We start from the raw sequence: 19,145 nt of genomic DNA on the forward strand, positions 1-19,145 counted from the left end.
AGGAATTTCAACGAGCGGCAAAGCGCCTTTGTTTTTTGGGAGAGGACGCTCGGCGTTTGCCGGCCGAAGACGAGAGAACCGCTAGCGAAATCATCCAGGCGCAAGCAAAGCTGATGAGCGCCAGTGCGCTGGCCTGACGGCCATCGAAGCGGGTGAATTCAACGAGATACATGGGGAAAGTCTTGAAGCGCGTACCGACGAGTAGATTTGCCAGCGCGAACTCAACGAACGCTGCGGAAAAAACCAGAAGGCTACCATTGACGATGCCGCTGCGAATGTTGGGTAGAATGACGAAGAGGAAAGTCTGGTATTCAGCAGCGCCAAGGCTGCCGGCTGCTTCCGTCATAAGCCCCGTATCAAGGGTCTCCAGCGCGTTCATGATCGGGCGATACATGAATGGCAGTGTTATCGCGACATAGGCGCAAACAAGCAGAACAGGTGAACTGACGAACGAGCCCGACATTCCGCCATAGAAGCGGATGAGACCGAGGGCGAGTACCACAGCCGGAAACCCGAATGGGATGATCGCCAGTATTTCCAGAAGCGGCTTGGCACGCGGCAGTTTCGTATGAACCCAGTAAGCGGTCGGAGCCACGAGTGAGAGTGACAGGAGAACCGTTACTATGGACACGGTCAGCGAGTTGGTCAGGGTTGTCCGAAACGCTCTCTTTTCTACCACCTTGCTCCACCATTGCATGGTGAAACCTTCGGGCCAAAGGCTCCGGTCCCAGCGGATTGATATGGCGAAAAGACCGGTTGCGATGATCGGGACAATCATGAAGAGCAGAAAGATGATGATCACCGTTACCCGCGCAAACGCGGTAGAACTGCTCGGTTTGCCAAATGCGTGATTGTTCATCGTGTATATGTCCGGGCGGAACGCACGAGCCATTGATGCACGAAGACGCAGATTGCCATGACCAGCAGCGACATGACCGCGATGGCATCCGCAAAGGCTGGCTCAAGTTGCACCTCACCACGAATGAGCGCGGCTATCTGGACCGTCACCAGATTGACCGATGAGCCGGTCAGGGTCCATGCGGTAGCATATGCGCCGAACGCATTGGCAAACAGCAGGAAAAAGCAGCTGACCAAGGCAGGTCGCAGGACGGGAAGCGCAATGAGAAGCCAATATTGCGTCTTTCCCGCGCCGAGGCTGGAAGCAGCCTCAGCCCATTCTTTGCGCAGTCCTTGAAAGGAAGGGATGAGCAGCAGGATCGCTAACGGAATCTGGAAATAGAGATAGGCCAAGGCCAAACCGCCGAGCGAATAGATCCTGAAGCCGGGATAGAGGTCGATACCGATCTTTTTCAGTATGAGCGTAATCACACCGGTCGAACCCAGTATGATGACGAAAGCGAAGGCTAGCGGCGCACCGCCGAAATTGGCAGTCACGTCGGCGAGTGCGGTGAGAGCCTCCCTTACTCTGGCGTTGCGACTTGTGACGATGATGTAAGCGATGACGGCACCGGCAATGGTTCCGGCAAGCGCAGTTCCAAGTGACAGGCCGATACTGTTACCGAAAGATGCCAGAACGGCCGATTGCATGACCCGTTCGAAGTTTGCAAGCGACAAGCCGTTGCCGGAAAGAAAGGCCGATTTCACGAGACCCAATAGCGGAATGATTTCGAAAGCGAACTCAAAGACGAGGAAGGGCACAAGACCCAGCCAGGCTCGATTACAGGACTTTACCGATAACTGCCTCAGCATTGGATTCTAGTCCCATCTGTCGCAATGGTGACTTGACCAGAAAAGCGTGCCGCCGCCTGTGTGTGTATCCGAGCCAGATCGACATGTGGATAGGTGTGGATGAGAACAAGCTGGCCTACGCCGGCTACACTGGCAATCGTCGCTGCGTCCTTTGGGGTTAGATGGTCTTCCGTGATGGTGTCATCTTCAAAGGAGCATTCGCAGAGGAAAATATCTGCCTGTCTTGCGATGTGTTCCATAGCCGTCTTGTCAATTGCATCGCCCGAATAAACGAAGATGCCGACTGGCGTTTCGATACGAAAGGCGATGCTATTGGAGGTATGCCCGGTCAGGCCGGTTTCGACGGTCAGATTTGCGATCTCGTGTCGACCGACCGACAGTTCGCGGATGTCGAGCGTGTAGGTTTCCGGCACTGCGTCGCGAAATATTTGGAGCAGTTGTTCGATAACGGCTTTCAGCCCGTAACAACCAGCAATGATCCGCGGCTCTCTACGAACCCAGCCGGGTGTTGCATTCAACGCATGCAGCAGAGTTACGATATCCAGCACATGGTCGGGATGAAGATGGGAAATGAAAACAGTGCTGATTTCGCGATAATCGACGCCGGCCAAGGCAAGGCGATTGAGTGAGCCCGGTCCAAGATCGAAAATTGCGCATTGCGAGCCGTATCTGAGCAAATGGCAAGACGGGCTGCGGCCTGTCGTGGGCAGAATTGTTCCCGCGCCGATAACCGTGACAACCAGTTTCTCACTATCGGCTGGTGCGCTGGCGCAACTTACTTCTGTGTTCGTCATCTCGGCCCCCTGTCGTTCACAGGGGTTTAAACATGCCTACGTAACAGGCCGGTGACATTCTTCATATTATTCATATTATTTGATTGTATGATCGACAGTATGATGATGGATGTCTCTTGGTATGGGCTCAACCCCCGAACAAGTTTCAAGAAACTGCGTTAGAGAGATATCGCAATGCCAACCTCCTCGGACCGTACAATGCAAAAAGACACATCGCAAAATTATGCCAGTTATCCGAGCCTGAAGGGCCGCAGTGTTTTCATAACAGGCGGAGCAAGCGGTATTGGCGAAAGCCTTGTCAGGCATTTTTGTGCGCAAGGCAGTAAGGTCGCTTTTGTCGATTTTGCTGAGGAAGCCAGCCATGCTCTCGTGCAATCCATTGCCGATTTGGGTCATCCCGAACCGCTCTTCCTTGCCTGTGACCTACGTGACATTACTGCTCTTCAAGCTGCGATTTCAAAGGCTGTTCAGGTCAATGGCGCGATACAGGTCTTATGCAACAATGCAGGAAACGACGACAGGCATCGAACGGAAGATGTAGACGTCACTTACTGGGATGATCGCATGGCGGTCAATGTGAGACACCAGTTCTTCGCGGCGCAATCAGTATTGCCGCACATGCGGGCCAAGGGTGGAGGTTCTATCATCAATTTCGGGTCCATCACCTGGATGGTCGGCGATCCGGACTGTCCGGCCTATGTCACTTCAAAGGCTGCAATCTATGGCATGACTCGTGCGCTGGCTCGCGAATTTGGCCCGCACAATATTCGTGTCAATTGCCTCGTCCCCGGCTGGGTCATGACTGAACGTCAGATGAAACTATGGCTTACACCTGACGGCGAAAGGCAGATTGACGAACGGCAATGCTTGCCAGCGCGTCTGCAGCCTTCGGACATCGCGCGCATGGCGCTCTTCCTAGCTGCCGATGATAGCGCGATGTGCACAAGCCAGCAGTTCATCGTGGATGGCGGCTGGGTTTAGGTTTGCACTTGGCCTTCGGTCATGGTTAGAAGGCTCGTATAGAGAACGGGGGCGCAAGCTATGATAGCTTTGCCTTCAGTCAGGTCGTCGCCTGGCAAAAAGCTACTGATCCGGCCTCCTGCTTCTTCCACCAGCAAGGCGCCTGCCATGACGTCCCAGCTTTGCAGTAGCAATTCACAATAGCCGTCCAATCGGCCTGCCGCGACATGGGCAAGGCCGATGGCAGCAGATCCATTTTGCACGAAGCCGAATGACGCGGATGTTAATCGGCCAAGCAGAGCAATATAATCCGAGACGGGACGTTTAGTGGAATAACCTGCGTCGATCACGGCGTCTTCCGGTCCTGTGGGCGTGCGTACCGACAGACGAGTATCATAAAGAAATGCGCCACGACCGCGTTGTGAACAAAACAACTCCTTGGTCGCCGGGTTATAAACGACGCCGATCTCGCACCTGCCATGGCTTACAAAAGCTATAGAGATGGCGAAGTGGCCGATACAGCGTGCGAAATTCTGCGTGCCGTCAATTGGATCGATGACCCAGAGATGAGGTGCATTTGTGCCGCCCAACTCTTCGGAAAGAATGCCGTCTTCTGGAAATTGTGCTTGAATTGCTTGTCTTACATGCCGATCAACAGCAAAATCAGCTTCCGTGACGAGATCATGCAATCCCTTGAATCTTGTTCCGAGTGTCGAGGGATTGCGAAAGTAATTCATGGCAATGCCGCCAGCTTCCAGCGCCATTTCCTTGGCCACAGCAAATCGGGCGTTCAGGTCTGGTGGTGTCATGTGGGTATCTCTGTCTAGCGCGTGCGACTACGCCTTGCCTCAAGCGAGCGGTTGACGTCTGCTTCCGAACCATCAAGAAGTTCAACGAGTGCTGCGCGTGCTCCTTCGGCATCATGCCTGCTAATGCAATCACAAACCTTTTCATGAAGGGGCAGAGAAGGACGCTGCCCCTGAGGATTATCATCTGAAAGACGAAAGCTGATGACCATAGCTGCTTCGGTCAGAGCGGCTAAGGAGCCGAATAGTTCGTTGCCACTCATTCGCAAAATTGCTTGATGAAAAGCAAGGTCAGCTTCGGAGAAACGTTCGTTGTCATCGACCCAATACTCCATTTTCTTATAGAGCTCGCGGAGTATCTCGGATTGTTCGGAATTTGCCCGTTCGGCCGCCAGTGCCGCCGCGGTTGGTTCTATCGAACGCCTTAACTCAAATAACTTCCGGACATCTTCAGGATCGGACGTACTGCCAAAACGCCAGAACAGGACGTCAGGATCGAGAAAATTCCAGTCATCTCGTTTTCTTATCCGCGTACCCGTTCTGGGGCGCGATTCCACCATGCCTTTGCCGGTCAAGACCTTGATGACTTCGCGCAGAACCGTTCGGCTGACACCATGGGCCGCGCTCCAGTCATCGGCGTTTGGGAGCGGATCACCCGGCAGAAGGTCGCCGCGCACGATACTTAGTCCGATTTCGTCAAGCAGTCTCGCGTGAAGGCTAACTGCTGCAGATCCGATAGCTCGATGATGCAAGAGGCGCATATCTCATCCGTCTATTAGTATGAATGATATGATTAATACGTGGATCGGAACGCTGTCAAACTTCTGTATCACGGGTGTGACAAAGTGAAATTTTCAACATGCTTCTCAGTGCAAATCAACAGCTGGGCAACGCGGTCAGCCTCATGCGTTGGACATGATCGCCCGGCGGGTACGAACATCGCGTGCGAGGCTGGATGGAGGATGGCGAAGGACGGCGCATCGATTTCCGCAACACTATCATAGTTCTGACCTCCAATGTCGGTGCCGATGTGATCGCCTGCATATGCAGTGATCTGCAGCTGATGCCAGAACCAAAGGTGTTAAGTGGTGTTCTTCGCGATCCGCTCTTGGTGGTATTCCCGGCAGCTTTGCTTGGTCGCATGTTGGTGGTGCCCTACTATCCGCTAACAGATGTTGCACTCGCCAATATCGTGCGCTTGCATCTGAACCGCGTGCAGAAACGCTTGGCTGAAAATCAGAATATCGTCTGCACTTTCGATGATGTCGTGATTGATCAGATTGTCGACCGTTGTACGGAGCTGGATTCTGGTGGGCGCATGGTCGACGCCATTTTGACCAACACTTTGCTGCCGGAGATCAGTGAGAGGCTGTTAACGGGTAGCCTCAAGGACCGACGCTATCGCCGATTACACATCGCGCTAAACCACAACGAATTTACTTATCAATTTGATGCGTAAACTCTGTCGGGTTGAGAGTGCTGATAAACATCGAGAACAACTCGCCCTGAGAGGCAATGCGGAGCTTGCCATAGATATTACGCCGGTGAATACGCACGGTTCCGGAAGAAATTCCCAGCGCATGTCCAGTTGCGTCTGCTGAAAACCCGCGAAGAATGTAGCCCACGATCTCAATTTCGCGCGGCGTCAACAGATTCCTATCCAGATTGCGGAAAGCGCGTTCGATAAGCCCCGACAGATTTTCTCCTCGCGGCTTTGTTGCATTGTGCTCAAATCGTTCTGCCAGATCGGCCCAGTTGTGACGTCCGACTGCTGCCACAAAAGGCACCAGCTCGTTCAGATCGCGAAGCTCGCGTGCCGAGAACGGCTTCGACGTTCGCATCGCTGATATGATGACACAAACGTTTGGCTCTACGCTGAATTTGAAGCCAATTTCCTCAGCCAACTCCGTCTGCGCATAATAATTGCGAAAATACTCTCCCTGATAAAATCGGTCCGGAGCCAGATCCCGCAGCCTTATGAGGCTTGGATCGCCGGGGAGCGATGATTGCAGGTAGAATGGATCCAGGAGATAGGGCCCCTCCTGATAATCCTCGACCATGACCTTGTGTTTCCACACGGGGAACTCGGAATGCAAAGCGATTGGTCGCCGGTTGCCGCAATATGCAAAAGTCACCGTATGTTCAAAAGGCACCACCGTGCGGATCGCTTCGATCAGCGCCGCCGCAAATTGCGGTTGGTGTAACGCATCAATGACCCGTGCAGAAGCCAGCGTCCAGTTCATCAGGAATCTCCGTCTATATGCCTTTTGTGATATATACACGTATTGCGTATTTTTATATGGTTTTTCAAAAATAAGGGATATGCCGCTCCAGGCAAAGCTCTCTAGGGGAATATATTTTGATGGTATACGCTACCGAGGCTTCAGTTGGTCGAAGCGGCGACACAGTTGCGGAATTTGTCGGCACCACGAAACGTTATGGCGCCGTGCTTGCTGCCAGCCAGCTGAATCTGCAAATCCGGCGAGGGGAATTCCTTTCTTTTTTGGGGCCATCGGGCTGCGGAAAAACGACCGCGCTAAGAATGCTGGCCGGTTTTGAACAGCCAAGCGAAGGCGAAATATTGATCGACGGATCAGAGGTTGGCGCTACACCTGCCTATAAGCGTCCTGTCAATATGGTGTTTCAGAGTTACGCCCTCTTTCCGCATATGACTGTGGCCCAGAATGTGGGTTATGGACTAAGACAGCGTCGCCCGAGATTGGCAAAGTCCGAGATCGACCGTCGCGTCGCGAAGGCACTGGAAACCGTACGCCTTGCCGACTTTGGTGGGCGGCGGATATGGGAAATGTCGGGTGGACAGCAACAGCGTGTGGCTTTGGCCCGCGCTATTGTGAATGAGCCCAAAATATTGTTGCTCGACGAACCGATGGCAGCACTGGACGCTAAACTGCGGACAGAGATGCAGCTCGAACTTTTGTCTCTGCAACGCAAGTTGGGCATTACTTTTGTGTTGGTCACGCATGACCAGCAAGAAGCACTGTCGATGTCTGACCGCATCTGCATCATGGGCAATGGTCGCATCGCACAGATTGGGACACCGCGAGAACTCTATGATCGCCCCGCTAACCGCTATGTCGCCAATTTCGTAGGTCGCGCGAACATCCTCACAGGGAAGGTTGAACATGCTGACGATGATCATGTGACGGTAAGCTTGGCCACGGGTCATAAGGTCGTGGTTGAGACAGCGTTTGCAGTGATGCCGGGTGATGCCGTCGACATCATGATCCGACCGGAGGCGCTTCGCCTGACCGTTTCGCCGATGGTAGGAGAGACGGCGATTGAAGTGCAGGTCGCAAACAAGATCTTCCTTGGTGAACATATTGAATTCTTACTCACCCATCCGGTTCTTGGCTCATTGCAGGTTCTGGTGCCAAGACAGGCTGAGCGCGTATTGCCGGGCGTTGATGTGGGTTCCACGGGTCATCTTGTCTGGGGTCACGGAACAGGCCTGATCCTTGGAGCTGAATGAGGTTTTAAAGGTGCAACATCGGGACCATGACCAAGTTCCGTACGGTTCGAAACACCAAACTCGGTCTGAAAATAATAAAATGAGAGGGATAAAATGACGAAGAAAGATACGCCGGTTTCCCGGCAGGCATTTATGGAGGAACTGCGCCGGTACCAGAAGGGCTCCGTTACACGCCGCCATTTTCTTGGCGTGACCGGGCTTGGTGCTGCAACAGCTGTTATAGCAGGCGCGCTGCCGGGGCTTTTGCCATCGCGTGCATGGGCTGGTGACATCGGCGACCGAGTTTCGATTGCAACTTGGCCAAACTATCAGGATCCCGATAATCTGGCCGCGTTCCAGAAAGAAACCGGCGCAGCCGTTCAGGTGAATGTTTTCGGTTCAAACGAGGAAATGTTCGCCAAATTGCAGGCTGGCGGGGCAGGCTGGGACATCGTTGTGGCGACGAACTACGCCATCAGTACCTATGCCGACAGCAAGATGATCGAGCCGCTCGATCTGGCGAAGCTACCCAATTACAACGCTGAGTCTTTTGAAGCGCGTTTCGCAACGCCCGGCACTGTGGATGGAAAGCTCTATGGTATCCCCAAACTTTGGGGCACGACGGGCATGGCCTGGGACAGCAGCAAGGCGAAAGCGCCTTTCACCAGCTGGAAAGATTTCTTTGATCTCACCAAAACCGACTTTTCGGGTCGCACGATCATTCACGACTATCAGCTGACCGCTATCGGCAATGCTCTGAAATATCATGGCTATTCCTTCAATTCTGTCGATCCGAAGGAACTGGCAGATGCCGAAAAGCTGTTGATCGAGGTGAAGCCGCATCTCTTTGCGATTACCTCCGACTATCAGCCATCCATGCGCAACGGCGACGCCTGGCTGACAATGTGCTGGACCGGTGACGCGAAGCAGATGAACCGCGACCTGCCGGAAATCCACTACACGCTCGGCAAGGAAGGTGGAGAAATCTGGTCCGATTTCTACACCATCCCGACCAGCGCACCCAATCGCGAAGGTGCTTACGCGTTGTTGAACTTCCTGCTCGACCCGTCGGTCAATGCACGCGAGGCGGCCTTCCACGGTTATCCTGTGCCTGATGCCCGCGTCGAAGCGCTGGTGTCGGAAGAAATGCGCAACGATCCGATCCTTCATCCTGCGGCGGAACTTCTGTCCACGCTGGAATTTGGCGCGGCAGTCACGTTGACCGATCCAAACCGGGCGGAACTGATCGCCCGCTTCAAATCGGCATAACCGGACGGGCATCAATGGCATTGTCTCAGCGAAAAATGCGCTGGCTCCTGCTGGGGCCAGCGGGCCTGTGGTACGCGGCGCTCCTCATACTGCCGCTTGCGGTCGTGCTCGTGTATTCCTTTGGGGAGCGCGGTGCGGCTGGCGGCTATCAGCCTGCTTTCACCTTTGCGCAATACGCCAATCTCGGAAGCCGCTGGGCTGCGTTCCGTAACACATTGACGCTCGCGCCCATCGGTACGATTGCAGCGCTCCTGTTTGCGTATCCGCTGGCCTATTATCTCGCATTGCGGGTAGGCAGGCAGTGGCGCACCTTGCTGCTGGTGCTGGTGATTGTGCCATTCTGGACATCAATCCTGATCCGCTCCTACGCTTGGATCTTCCTTCTTGGTGGACGCGGCATCCCGCAGTTGTTGTCTGCGTTTGGTCTCGGTGACTTCCGCCTGATCAACACGCCCTTCGCCGTTCTGGTGGGCATTGTCTACGGCTATCTGCCGCTGATGTTTTTCCCGATCTATGTGAGCCTGGAGAAGCTCGACCGCAGGCTGCTGGAAGCCGCTGACGATCTGGGTACGCCTCCATGGCGGCGCTTTCTGCAGATCACGTTGCCCCTATCGCTGCCCGGCGTGGCAACAGGATCGATGCTCGTCTTCATCCTGCTCATGGGGGAATATCTCATCCCGCAAATGCTCGGTGGCGGCAACGTTTTCTTTGTTGGTAATGCGCTTGTCGATCTGTTCCTGCAGTCGCGAAACTGGGCGTTCGGGTCCGCCGTGTCGATAACGCTGGTGGCTATAATGCTGCTCGTCGTCTCCCTTTATATGCGTTTCCTGCGTCTGATGGGGACTGCGCGCGAAGATGTCAGTTTGATGTGAGGAAATGATGCGCATTTATGCTACTGCGATTTACCTGTTCCTCTATCTTCCTATCGGGATCATCGCGCTTTTCAGCTTTTCTGCGGGCCGCTCGGCAAGTCAGCTGCAAGGGTTCTCGACGCAATGGTATTCCAAGGCGCTCGAAAATCCGTTCGTCATTGACGCTCTCAAGACCTCGGCGTCTGTCGCGCTGACTTCGGCTTTTATATCCTGCCTGCTGGGCACGATGGCGGCGATTGCACTGACCGGTCTGAAGGGCAAACTGCGCGTTCTCTTTGACGCCATGATCTACATCGCGGTGATGATCCCCGGCATCGTCATTGGTATTGCAACGCTGATCGCGCTGGTGACGGTATTCAATACGGTCAACCCCTGGCTTCAGGCGTTGACGGGCCTGAAGCTGTCTTTGGGTTATGGCTCGCTCATCGCGGCGCATGTGCTGTTCACCATGTCGCTGGTGATTATCCTGGTGCGTGCCCGTATCGACGGCATGGATCGCTCGCTGATCGAAGCTTCCTCCGACCTTGGTGCAGGACCGCTGGCAACCTTCCGGCAAGTAACTCTGCCCATGTTGATGCCAGCGATGATGGCGGGCTTTCTGCTCAGCTTCACCTTCAGCTTTGATGATTTCATCATCGCTTTCTTTGTCGCTGGACCGCAGACGACCCTGCCGATCTACATCTTCTCGTCCATTCGTCGCGGGGTGACACCCGAGATCAATGCCATCGGTACAATGGTGATGGTGTTCTCTCTGCTGCTGCTCGTCTTCGCACAAGTCATGCTTCGACGTGGAAAACCGGCAAGGCATTGATGACGCCATTTGAAGCGTCTGCTTTGCCCACACATTCCGCGATTATTCTAGGGAAAATACTATGAAATCTTGTCTTGAAGGCCGGGTTGCTCTTGTAACAGGCGCGGGATCTGGTATCGGCCGCGCCGGCGCAATCGCCATGGCGGCTGAGGGCGCAACCGTTATGGTCACGGATCTGCGCGCCGAACTTGCGGAAGCAACGGCAGAAGTGATCCGAGCCAATGGCGGGCAGGCCGAAAGCGCAGCACTTGATGCGCGTGACGATGCCGCGATCACTGAAACTGTTGCTGGTGTCGCCGCACGCCACGGCAGGCTCGATATCGTGCATTCGCACGTGGGCATTCAGATCGCCGGAAAACTTGAGGAAGTGACACCCGATCAAATGGACTTGGCGTGGGCGCTCAATGTGCGTTCGCATTTCGTCGTTGCGCAGGCGGCACTTGCGCCAATGCGGGCACAGGGTGGAGGGTCAGTGATCATCACCGCATCCAATTCCGGATGCCAGTATGATCGCGGCATGATTTCCTATGCCACCACCAAACATGCGGCTGTGGCGATGGTGCGGCAGATGGCGGCTGACTATGCGCGGGAAAACATCCGCTTCAATGCGCTTTGTCCAGGCTTTGTCGATACGCCTTTCAATGCCGGTTTTGAACTGCAGATGGGAGGCCGCGCAGCACTTGAAGATTATGTCTCCGAAACGATCCCGATGGGACGCTGGGCATCTGCGGAGGAAATAGCGGCAGGCATCGTTTATCTCGCCTCGCCACAGGCGGCATTTGTCACGGGACTGGCGCTTGTTATCGACGGCGGTGAAGTTCTTTAAAGAACTGATGGGTCATGATTATGCGGTGAGCACCAGCCGGCGGTATGGAACAAATGGCAAGATGGCCTATCCACATCATGAGGGCGCTAATTTTGTATTTATGGCCTAAGAAAAACCATGATTTGAGCGAGAACATCTGGAAGTAATAACGATGCAGACGGTCAGTAGGGACACTCCGTCTGCATCTTTCAGATCGAAGACGGTCAATGAAAAAGATGCTTACTGTCGTGGGCAATGGTCCACTGTCCCGCAATCTATCGAATGAAATCGATAGTTCCGATTATGTGTTGCGATTCAATGTTCCCCATGCCCTGGACGGCATGACCGGCTCCAGAACCGATCTGCTTATGCTGGCAACATCTGCCAAGCAAATGCAGGATTGGCTACGTGATCCAGCTTTTCTGGATTCCGTCTTCATGCGCAATGCGTCTGAAATTCTCTTTGCCGTTCATCCAAGCATCATCCGGCGTTTTCACCACCATCCCAACGTCCTGTCGCGCCTGAAGGGTAGACGGGCGGACTGGACGCTTCCGGCATTTGAAATCCTGAGCGCCACTGGAAAATCCATTCGGATACTGCCGCCGCAAGTCTATTTCGAGGTCTGCGCTGAACTGGGCATTGCCGAAACACAGATGAAGCAGATGTTTCCGAGCACTGGCTTTTTTGGTGTCTGGCACATGCTGCGAACGTTTCCCTCAACTGATTGGGAGATTCAATTGTGCGGTTTCAGCTGGCAGGGCTGGAAGCATCACGCTTGGGCAGCCGAACGTCACTGGATTGAAGAGAGAGCCAGCTCAGGTCAGATCCGGCTTCTGTCTTGAATTTGAGGTTGGGCGCGGTGAAAAACCCGCCCTTACCCCGTGTTCGAAACCGCGACTTATCAATGGGTCCACTATGTTCTACAGGCTTTTCGATAGGCTTCGGCCATGGAGCCGGGCGCATCGTTCGATGGCGGTGGCGTTTCCAACGCTGGCGGAACTGGCGTCCAGAAGGCGGATCAATACCGGGCCGACGGGAACAATTGTTGCCTTCTACACGACGAACAGTTTCTACGAACAGGAGAAGGAGCGCCTGCTGACGAGCGTTCGCTATCTTGGGCTAAAGATCATCTGCATTGCAGTTGAAAATACCGGAAGCTGGGTGCGCAATGCTGGCCTAAAGCCCGGCGTTCTTTTGGAGCAGCGCAAAACCGTCAGAGGTCCGTTGCTTTATGTCGATGTGGATGCTGTATTTCATCGTGATCCGTGGCCGGAACTACTGTCCATTCGCAGCGATATCGCTGTCTACTATGAAAAGAGTGGCCACCTTTTAAGCGGAACTGTGCTCATTAACGACAGCCCAACCGCCCTTGCTCTTTTGGAGACTTGGCAGAAAGGGTGCATGGATGCGCCGGAAATATGGGATCAACTGGTGCTGGAGCAGATTGTGGGGCACGACACTGCCAAGATCGCGCCCGACTATTCGATAACCAGGCTTCCTGTGTCCTTTTGCTGGATATTCGATAATCTTGAAAATGACCCGGTTGAACAGGTTTATATCGAACACCTGCAGGCCAGTCGGGAGGCAAAGAAGCGCCGACGTTTCCTTGGTCGTATCGGGAAACGGTTACAGCGCAGGCGCGACCGGATCGTGGAGATCGAAAGTATTCTATCGGGCGGGATCGGCGCAGATCCTATCCATGAAGTGCTGATGAGGGACGGTTGAATGCGGATACCCATTCTTTTATACCACCAGATCGCACCGTTGCCGCAAAAGGATATGCCTTTCCATGGATTGCTGGTGCATCCGGCCCGGTTCCGAAGCCAGATGAAATGGTTGAAGAGGGCGGGCTATCGCGGCCTATCGCTGCGTGACGCTCTGCCATACATCAAGGGCGAGAAGACCGGCAACGTGGCGGCCATTACTTTCGACGACGGCTTTCTCAACGTACTGGAAAACGCCGCGCCAGTACTTGCAGATTATGGCTTCACGGCAACCAATTATTTCGTCGCCAATCAGGTGGGCGGAAGCAATGTCTGGGATCAGATGCTCGGCGTTCCGAAGACGCCGTTAATGTCCGTCACCCAGTTGCGCGAGTGGGCAGCGCTGGGGCATGAGGTCGGCGCCCATACACTCGATCATGTCCATCTGACCGCGACGCCGGACGATGAAGCAAAAAGGCAGATCGCCCAATCAAAGATGGTTTTGGAGGATGTGTTGGGTGGCGAAGTCTCAGGTTTCTGTTTTCCATATGGAGAGAACAATGCCATTCATCGCGAGATGGTCAAAGAAGCTGGGTTCAAAACGGCCACGACGACAGTAAGACGACGGACTGACCCAGCCGATGATCTGTTTGAATTGCCGCGGATCAGCATTCGTCGCCGGGATATATGGCCGAAATTCCTCATGCGCTTATGCAGCAGTTAGCGCGACGGCGCTCATTGGCGAGCGCTGAAAAAGACAGTGCCAGCCAGCCGTACCCCGTGACAGCGCGTGCAAGGCGTGCCATAGGGAGGCCAAGTTATTACAAGGCCTCCCACGTTTATGATCCGTATCGATAATATCAGCAAGTCGAACAGCCATCGCATTCTGTTCATCGAAACCTCCGCGGCCCTCAATCGCGGCGAAAAAATTGGTCTTGTCGGGCCGAATGGTGCGGGAAAGACGACGCTTTTCCGTATGATCATCGGCGATGAACTGCCGGATGAGGGGCAGGTAACGGTCGAAAAAGGCGTGACGATAGGCTATTTCAACCAGAACGTCGGTGAAATGGGCGGGCGTTCGGCTGTGGCCGAAGTCATGGACGGAGCAGGACCGGTCAGCATCGTAGCAGCGGAGCTGCGCGAGCTTGAAGCCGCAATGTGCGATCCCGACCGTCTCGATGAGATGGACACGATCATCGAACGTTACGGAGAGGTTCAAGCTCGCTATGAAGAACTTGACGGTTATGGGCTGGATGGCAAGGCGCGAGAAGTTCTTGCAGGTTTGAGCTTCAGCCAGGAAATGATGGACGGTGACGTTGGCAAATTGTCCGGCGGCTGGAAAATGCGCGTGGCGCTTGCCCGCATTCTGCTGATGCGGCCCGATGTGATGCTGCTCGACGAACCAAGCAACCATCTTGATCTCGAAAGCCTGATCTGGCTGGAAGCCTTCCTCAAGAATTATGATGGCGCATTGCTGATGACCTCGCATGATCGCGAGTTCATGAATCGCATCGTCACCAAGATTATCGAAATTGATGGCGGTTCGCTGAATTCCTATTCTGGCGATTATGCCTTCTATGAAGGCCAGCGTGCGCTGAATGAGAAACAGCAACAGGCCCAGTTCGAACGCCAACAGGCAATGCTGGCCAAGGAAATCAAGTTTATTGAACGGTTCAAGGCGCGTGCATCCCATGCATCGCAGGTACAGAGCCGCGTGAAGAAGCTTGAGAAGATTGACCGCGTAGAGCCTCCACGCCGTCGTCAGACTGTGGCGTTCGATTTTTTGCCAGCTCCCCGCTCTGGCGAAGATGTGGTCAGTCTCAAGGGCGTCAACAAATCCTATGGCAGCCGCACAATCTATGATGGGCTGGATTTCATGGTTCGCCGCCGTGAGCGCTGGTGCATCATGGGCGTCAATGGTGCCGGTAAATCGACACTGCTCAAGCTTGTCACCGGTGCGACCGAGCCGGATCAGGGCATCGTTAATCTTGGCGCCAGTGTGAAACTTGGCTATTTCGCACAGCACGCGATGGATATTCTCGATGGTGATAGCACCATTCTCGAATGGCTGGAGCAGCGCTTTCCAAAGGCAGGGCAGGCTCCTCTGCGCGCACTTGCTGGCTGCTTCGGATTCTCCGGAGATGATATCGAAAAGAAATGTCGTGTGCTGTCGGGTGGTGAGAAAGCCCGGCTGGTCATGGCTGCGATGCTGTTTGATCCACCGAACTTCCTCGTGCTCGACGAGCCGACGAACCATCTCGATCTCGATACAAAGGAAATGCTCATCAAGGCGCTTTCAACTTACGAAGGCACGATGCTTTTTGTATCGCATGATCGCCGCTTCTTGGCAGCACTTTCCAATCGCGTATTGGAACTCACGCCCGATGGTATCCAGCAATATGGTGGCGGCTACACCGAATATGTCGAGAGCACCGGTCAGGAAGCACCGGGTCTGCATGTCGGTTGATGAATTTCAGGGGGCGTTAACTGCCTAATGTCGAAGCAATGCCCACAATCACTGGCCCCATAAGCGGCAAGAGCACGTTGGAGATGGCGTAGGTAACCGTGTATCCGATGACTGGCGTTGAGTTCCCCGCTTGAGACACGAGTGCACTGATTGTTGGCGTGCTGCAATGTTGACCGGCGATCGCACCAAGAAGGATTGGTGTGTCGATCTTCATGAGTTTTGCGCCGACAAATAGCGACACGAGCGCAGGTACGAATGAAACGACCAGGCCAAGCAGGGGAAGGATAAGTCCGTACTCCATGATCAGCTTGATTGCGTCAGGTCCGGCACTCAGTCCTATTGCTGCAATAAAAGCAGCCAGTCCGAAATCTTTCGCAAACTCTGCAGCAGGAACCGGAAACCCGCCTCTGGTTGGGTTTCGCATATTGAGCCAGCCAAATGCCAGGCCGGATATCAAAGCCCCGCCGCCCGACCCTAGTGACAGTTCCCAGCCGCGAATATTAAGGGAAAATTGGCCGAGTAGAAGACCAACGACGATACCAAGTCCGAGAAACACAAAATCAGTGCTGCCAACTTTGGGCAGGGCCTTGCCCAACGCCTGTATCGCTCGTGTGACGGGCTCCTCTTGGCCATAAAGGGTCAACACGTCACCTTCATGGAGAACTGTGCCCGGTAATGCCGGAACAGCCTGTCCGAGACGGCGGACGCTGGATATAAACACGCCCCGGCGCAGATTTGGTGACGCCAGCTGGCGCAATTGGCGAATCTGGCGCCCAAAGGCCTCTTTTCGTATGAGAACGACTTCCCGGGTTGCAAGCGCCAAACTGGTGCCGTCTGGCACGGGGACTTCTTCTCCAAAGGAATCCTGAACCGCAATAACGGCGTTGCGGCGTCCGTGTGCAATGACGATATCATCCGGCTTCATAAGAAAGTCGGCGTCCGTTTGGAGGATTTTCCCATGTCTGCGGACACGCGCAAGTGTAACGGTCCAGTTCCAGCTTTTTTCCAGATCGCCAACCATTCGTCCCGCTAGAGATCCCGCGCGGAAAGCACGGGCAACGAACATGGGTAAGCCTTCAACCTGGTCTTCGTCATCGTCTTCCGAGCCCAGTTTGCGGGCCAATGCCTGTGCTTCGGTTTTAAGGTCGACTTTCAGAAGCATCGGTGCAAGCTGGGTGGTGAAAACCACAATTGCGATAAGGCCGAACAGATAAGTGAGGCTATAGGCCGTCGCGACGTTGGCCTGTAATTGTTCGATGTGCTCCGGTGATATCGCGAGATGCGAGATCGCTTGCGATGCTGTTCCGATGACCGCAGATTCGGTCGCAGATCCAGCAAAAAGTCCGGTCGCTGTTCCAATGTCGAGCTTGAACAGAACAATCGCTGCGGAGACCAGGATGGTGACGCACACGACTTCGATTATGGAGAATACTCCATAGCGCCAACCGCCCCGAATATTGGCGAAGAATTGGGGTCCTGCTGTGAACCCCAAAGCGTAAATAAAGAGCGTGAATGCGCTGTCCTTCAGGTCTGGCGAAATGCGCACGCTGAGTTGCCCTATTGCCAGTGCTGCCAGCAATGTTCCGCAAACTCCACCCAAACGAACCAGGCCTATACGCAGTTTGCCAATAAGATAACCGATTGCGAGGGAGACAAAGAGTGCTATAACAGGGTCTTTGAGAAAATACACCGCAGTCCCCCAACCTAACCGATCTCTATTCTATAGATGGTGCATATCTAATATAATAATGGGGTTTTTCAGGCTGTCTAGATTCCGCAAAGATATTTCATTGCAATTCTTTATTCATTACTTGGAGCGGTTAGCACTCGACAGGGCCCCAATCCTTGGGCCACGCTTTCAAATTAGAATGCGATTGTTGTGGGGTTTTTCGGCGCGAAGCCGAATATGTTGATTTTCATCCCGGATTTGTAGCTTTTGGATTATACAGTTTCACGTCATTGATAGAAATATGAAGTTGCCATTTGCCTATTGAATAAATATTCAATCGAATTTAATTTCGATATGCGAAGATGATTTGCTAATATTGTTTATACGGGGATTATTAATCCTAACTAAATTAGAATGCTATATAATGCGTGCTGACGATTACATAAGAATACGTCGCACTACTGATCATCAACGGGTTTTGGGATGAGCATGGAAAAGCGACCACTTACCCTGACGGTCAATGGCGCCATTGTCGGGCCGATGGATGTCCCGCTTGGAATGCCAATGGTCGATTTTCTACATGAATATCTCGATTTGACTGGAACGCATTTCGGATGCGGTCAGGGCATTTGTCATGCTTGTACTGTTATCGAGGTTAAGCCTGATGGCACCAAAGTCGAAAGCCGTACATGCATCTATGACGCTCATTTCTTTGCCGGCAAGTCGATCCAGACGATTGAAGGTCATGCGCAGCGCGATGTGACCGGCAATATTCTCGCGCTGACACCCGTTCAGCAGGCATTTATCGACCACTTTTCCTTTCAGTGCGGCTACTGCACGCCAGGTTTTGTCGCGGGCGCTACCGTTTTTATCGAGCAACTCAAACGGCAGCCCGTGAAGCGCGCCGATCTGGAGACGGCGATCGAAGATGCGCTCGACGTCCACATCTGTCGCTGTACCGGTTACGTCCGTTATTATGAGGCCATCCTTGATGTCGCTCTGGCGACGCCCGGCTGCGTCATCGGTTAATCGGGAGCGCGGCGGTCGGACATGAAACACAAGCGTCTTTATCATTTTATCATAGCTGTCGTGTTGGTTGTCATCGCAGGTGGGCTGTCGGTCTTGTTGGGGGTGTTTCGAACGTCATCCGTGAGCCCCGATCTGAAAGCAGCCCTGTCGGCGGAACAGATGCAGGTGCTTGTCCCCCGTGGCCAGGAACTGGCGCGCGCCGCCGATTGTTTCGGTTGCCATTCTCTGCCGGAAGGTCCAATGGCGGCAGGCGGCGTCGCTATCAAGACTCCATTCGGCACTTTGCATTCAACAAACATTACGCCGGACCCGACCTACGGCATTGGGAAATACAGCCGGGCCGATTTTCATCGCGTGATGAAGTACCGTATCGCGCCGGGCCATCGCAATCTCTATCCGGCTATGCCGTTTGGAGTTGCCCCTTAAAAACCGGACATTTTCAGGTTTGAGCATTTCGGCTCAGGAACTCTCGTGGAGATTGATATCCTAAAGCCTTGTGCGGGTGAAGATTGTTATAGTGCTCGAACCATAATGGCAGTTGAGCCATGACGGTTTCGGCGTCCGGCGTCGGATTTATTCGGACATAATCGCGCTTGAATGTTTTGACGAAAGCCTCAGCCATTCCATTTGACTGCGGGCTGCGCACTGGTGTTCTGCACTGTTCCATACCGATATCCCGGAGCAGAGACGCGGTGTTTTTCGCAATGAAGCATGAACCATTGTCGGTAAGCCACTGGATGGGCTCTGCCAGCATATTGATGCGCCCGAAGCGGTTTTCTAC

Annotated in this window: 21 protein-coding genes; 13 read left to right on the plus strand and 8 right to left on the minus strand. The window is 53.9% G+C overall.

The window, feature by feature from the left end; translation table 11 throughout:
• Positions 1-7: 7 nt before the first annotated feature.
• Genes QBD01_RS23170 through QBD01_RS23180 form a run of 3 tightly spaced genes read right to left on the minus strand, consistent with a single transcriptional unit; the run spans position 8 to position 2,504 of the window.
• Complete coding sequence (locus QBD01_RS23170) at positions 8-859, minus strand: ABC transporter permease subunit (RefSeq protein WP_280994709.1); 852 nt, start codon at positions 857-859, stop codon at positions 8-10.
• Positions 856-1,710 carry an ABC transporter permease subunit gene (locus tag QBD01_RS23175; RefSeq protein WP_280994710.1) on the minus strand — a complete coding sequence of 285 codons (855 nt, stop codon included), beginning with the start codon at positions 1,708-1,710 and terminating at the stop codon, positions 856-858. Before QBD01_RS23175 ends, QBD01_RS23170 begins: the two co-directional genes overlap by 4 nt.
• A complete protein-coding gene (locus tag QBD01_RS23180) occupies positions 1,704-2,504 on the minus strand; it encodes a ribonuclease Z (protein WP_280994711.1) in 801 nt (266 codons plus the stop codon). The genes QBD01_RS23175 and QBD01_RS23180 overlap by 7 nt, the downstream gene beginning before the upstream one ends.
• Before the next feature lie 198 nt (positions 2,505-2,702).
• On the opposite strand from QBD01_RS23180, the gene QBD01_RS23185 reads away from it, so the two are divergent.
• A complete protein-coding gene (locus QBD01_RS23185) occupies positions 2,703-3,485 on the plus strand; it encodes an SDR family oxidoreductase (RefSeq protein ID WP_280994712.1) in 783 nt (260 codons plus the stop codon).
• On the opposite strand, the gene QBD01_RS23190 is transcribed toward QBD01_RS23185, so the two are convergent.
• Positions 3,482-4,273, minus strand: coding sequence for an inositol monophosphatase family protein (locus QBD01_RS23190; protein WP_280994713.1), 792 nt, complete (start codon positions 4,271-4,273; stop codon positions 3,482-3,484). The genes QBD01_RS23185 and QBD01_RS23190 overlap by 4 nt on opposite strands.
• Before the next feature lie 14 nt (positions 4,274-4,287).
• The gene (locus tag QBD01_RS23195) at positions 4,288-5,031 is read right to left on the minus strand and encodes a FadR/GntR family transcriptional regulator (RefSeq protein WP_392391471.1); all 744 of its coding nucleotides are present in this window, start codon (positions 5,029-5,031) and stop codon (positions 4,288-4,290) included.
• A 194-nt stretch (positions 5,032-5,225) separates the two neighbouring features.
• Between QBD01_RS23195 and QBD01_RS23200 the strand changes: the two genes are divergently transcribed.
• Entirely contained in the window at positions 5,226-5,729 is a 504-nt protein-coding gene (locus QBD01_RS23200) for a hypothetical protein (RefSeq protein ID WP_280994715.1), read from the plus strand.
• Here the strand turns inward: QBD01_RS23200 and QBD01_RS23205 are convergent.
• Positions 5,707-6,513 (minus strand): LuxR C-terminal-related transcriptional regulator, encoded by an 807-nt coding sequence (locus QBD01_RS23205; protein WP_280994716.1) that lies wholly within the window; start codon positions 6,511-6,513, stop codon positions 5,707-5,709. The two genes, QBD01_RS23200 and QBD01_RS23205, sit on opposite strands and share 23 nt — an antisense overlap.
• 119 nt (positions 6,514-6,632) lie before the next feature.
• On the opposite strand from QBD01_RS23205, the gene QBD01_RS23210 reads away from it, so the two are divergent.
• The 9 genes from QBD01_RS23210 (at position 6,633) to QBD01_RS23250 (ending at position 15,666) form a co-directional block, all read left to right on the plus strand.
• Positions 6,633-7,760: an ABC transporter ATP-binding protein gene (locus QBD01_RS23210; RefSeq protein WP_280994717.1), complete on the plus strand. Its 1,128-nt coding sequence runs from the start codon at positions 6,633-6,635 to the stop codon at positions 7,758-7,760.
• 93 nt (positions 7,761-7,853) lie between these two features.
• Positions 7,854-9,008, plus strand: coding sequence for a spermidine/putrescine ABC transporter substrate-binding protein (locus tag QBD01_RS23215; RefSeq protein WP_280994718.1), 1,155 nt, complete (start codon positions 7,854-7,856; stop codon positions 9,006-9,008).
• Between the two features lie 14 nt (positions 9,009-9,022).
• A complete protein-coding gene (locus QBD01_RS23220; protein WP_210277430.1) occupies positions 9,023-9,880 on the plus strand; it encodes an ABC transporter permease in 858 nt (285 codons plus the stop codon).
• Between the two features lie 7 nt (positions 9,881-9,887).
• Positions 9,888-10,691 (plus strand): ABC transporter permease, encoded by an 804-nt coding sequence (locus tag QBD01_RS23225; RefSeq protein WP_280994731.1) that lies wholly within the window; start codon positions 9,888-9,890, stop codon positions 10,689-10,691.
• A 61-nt stretch (positions 10,692-10,752) separates the two neighbouring features.
• On the plus strand, positions 10,753-11,517 hold the full coding sequence (locus tag QBD01_RS23230) for an SDR family NAD(P)-dependent oxidoreductase (RefSeq protein ID WP_182523171.1): 765 nt from the start codon (positions 10,753-10,755) through the stop codon (positions 11,515-11,517).
• A 206-nt stretch (positions 11,518-11,723) separates the two neighbouring features.
• Entirely contained in the window at positions 11,724-12,338 is a 615-nt protein-coding gene (locus QBD01_RS23235) for a glycosyltransferase family 29 protein (protein ID WP_280994719.1), read from the plus strand.
• Between the two features lie 127 nt (positions 12,339-12,465).
• A complete protein-coding gene (locus QBD01_RS23240) occupies positions 12,466-13,221 on the plus strand; it encodes a putative nucleotide-diphospho-sugar transferase (RefSeq protein ID WP_280994720.1) in 756 nt (251 codons plus the stop codon).
• A complete protein-coding gene (locus tag QBD01_RS23245; protein ID WP_280994721.1) occupies positions 13,222-13,923 on the plus strand; it encodes a polysaccharide deacetylase family protein in 702 nt (233 codons plus the stop codon). It abuts the gene before it with no gap.
• A gap of 117 nt (positions 13,924-14,040) precedes the next feature.
• Positions 14,041-15,666 (plus strand): ABC-F family ATP-binding cassette domain-containing protein, encoded by a 1,626-nt coding sequence (locus QBD01_RS23250; RefSeq protein ID WP_280994722.1) that lies wholly within the window; start codon positions 14,041-14,043, stop codon positions 15,664-15,666.
• Between the two features lie 16 nt (positions 15,667-15,682).
• Here the strand turns inward: QBD01_RS23250 and aspT are convergent, their stop codons facing one another.
• Positions 15,683-17,356 carry an aspartate-alanine antiporter gene (gene aspT / locus QBD01_RS23255; protein WP_280994723.1) on the minus strand — a complete coding sequence of 558 codons (1,674 nt, stop codon included), beginning with the start codon at positions 17,354-17,356 and terminating at the stop codon, positions 15,683-15,685.
• Positions 17,357-17,824: 468 nt separating this feature from the next.
• Between aspT and QBD01_RS23260 the strand changes: the two genes are divergently transcribed.
• Both QBD01_RS23260 and QBD01_RS23265 read left to right on the plus strand, forming a co-directional pair.
• Positions 17,825-18,364, plus strand: a complete 540-nt coding sequence (locus QBD01_RS23260) for a 2Fe-2S iron-sulfur cluster-binding protein (protein ID WP_280994724.1) — start codon at positions 17,825-17,827, stop codon at positions 18,362-18,364.
• A 21-nt stretch (positions 18,365-18,385) separates the two neighbouring features.
• A complete protein-coding gene (locus QBD01_RS23265; protein ID WP_280994725.1) occupies positions 18,386-18,790 on the plus strand; it encodes a hypothetical protein in 405 nt (134 codons plus the stop codon).
• Between the two features lie 13 nt (positions 18,791-18,803).
• On the opposite strand, the gene QBD01_RS23270 is transcribed toward QBD01_RS23265, so the two are convergent.
• Positions 18,804-19,145, minus strand: a 342-nt coding sequence (locus QBD01_RS23270; RefSeq protein WP_280994726.1) for an integrase core domain-containing protein, incomplete at its 5' end; no start/stop codon positions are given.

It is taken from the genome of Ochrobactrum sp. 19YEA23, from assembly GCF_029909865.1.
Lineage (GTDB): Bacteria > Pseudomonadota > Alphaproteobacteria > Rhizobiales > Rhizobiaceae > Brucella > Brucella gambitense.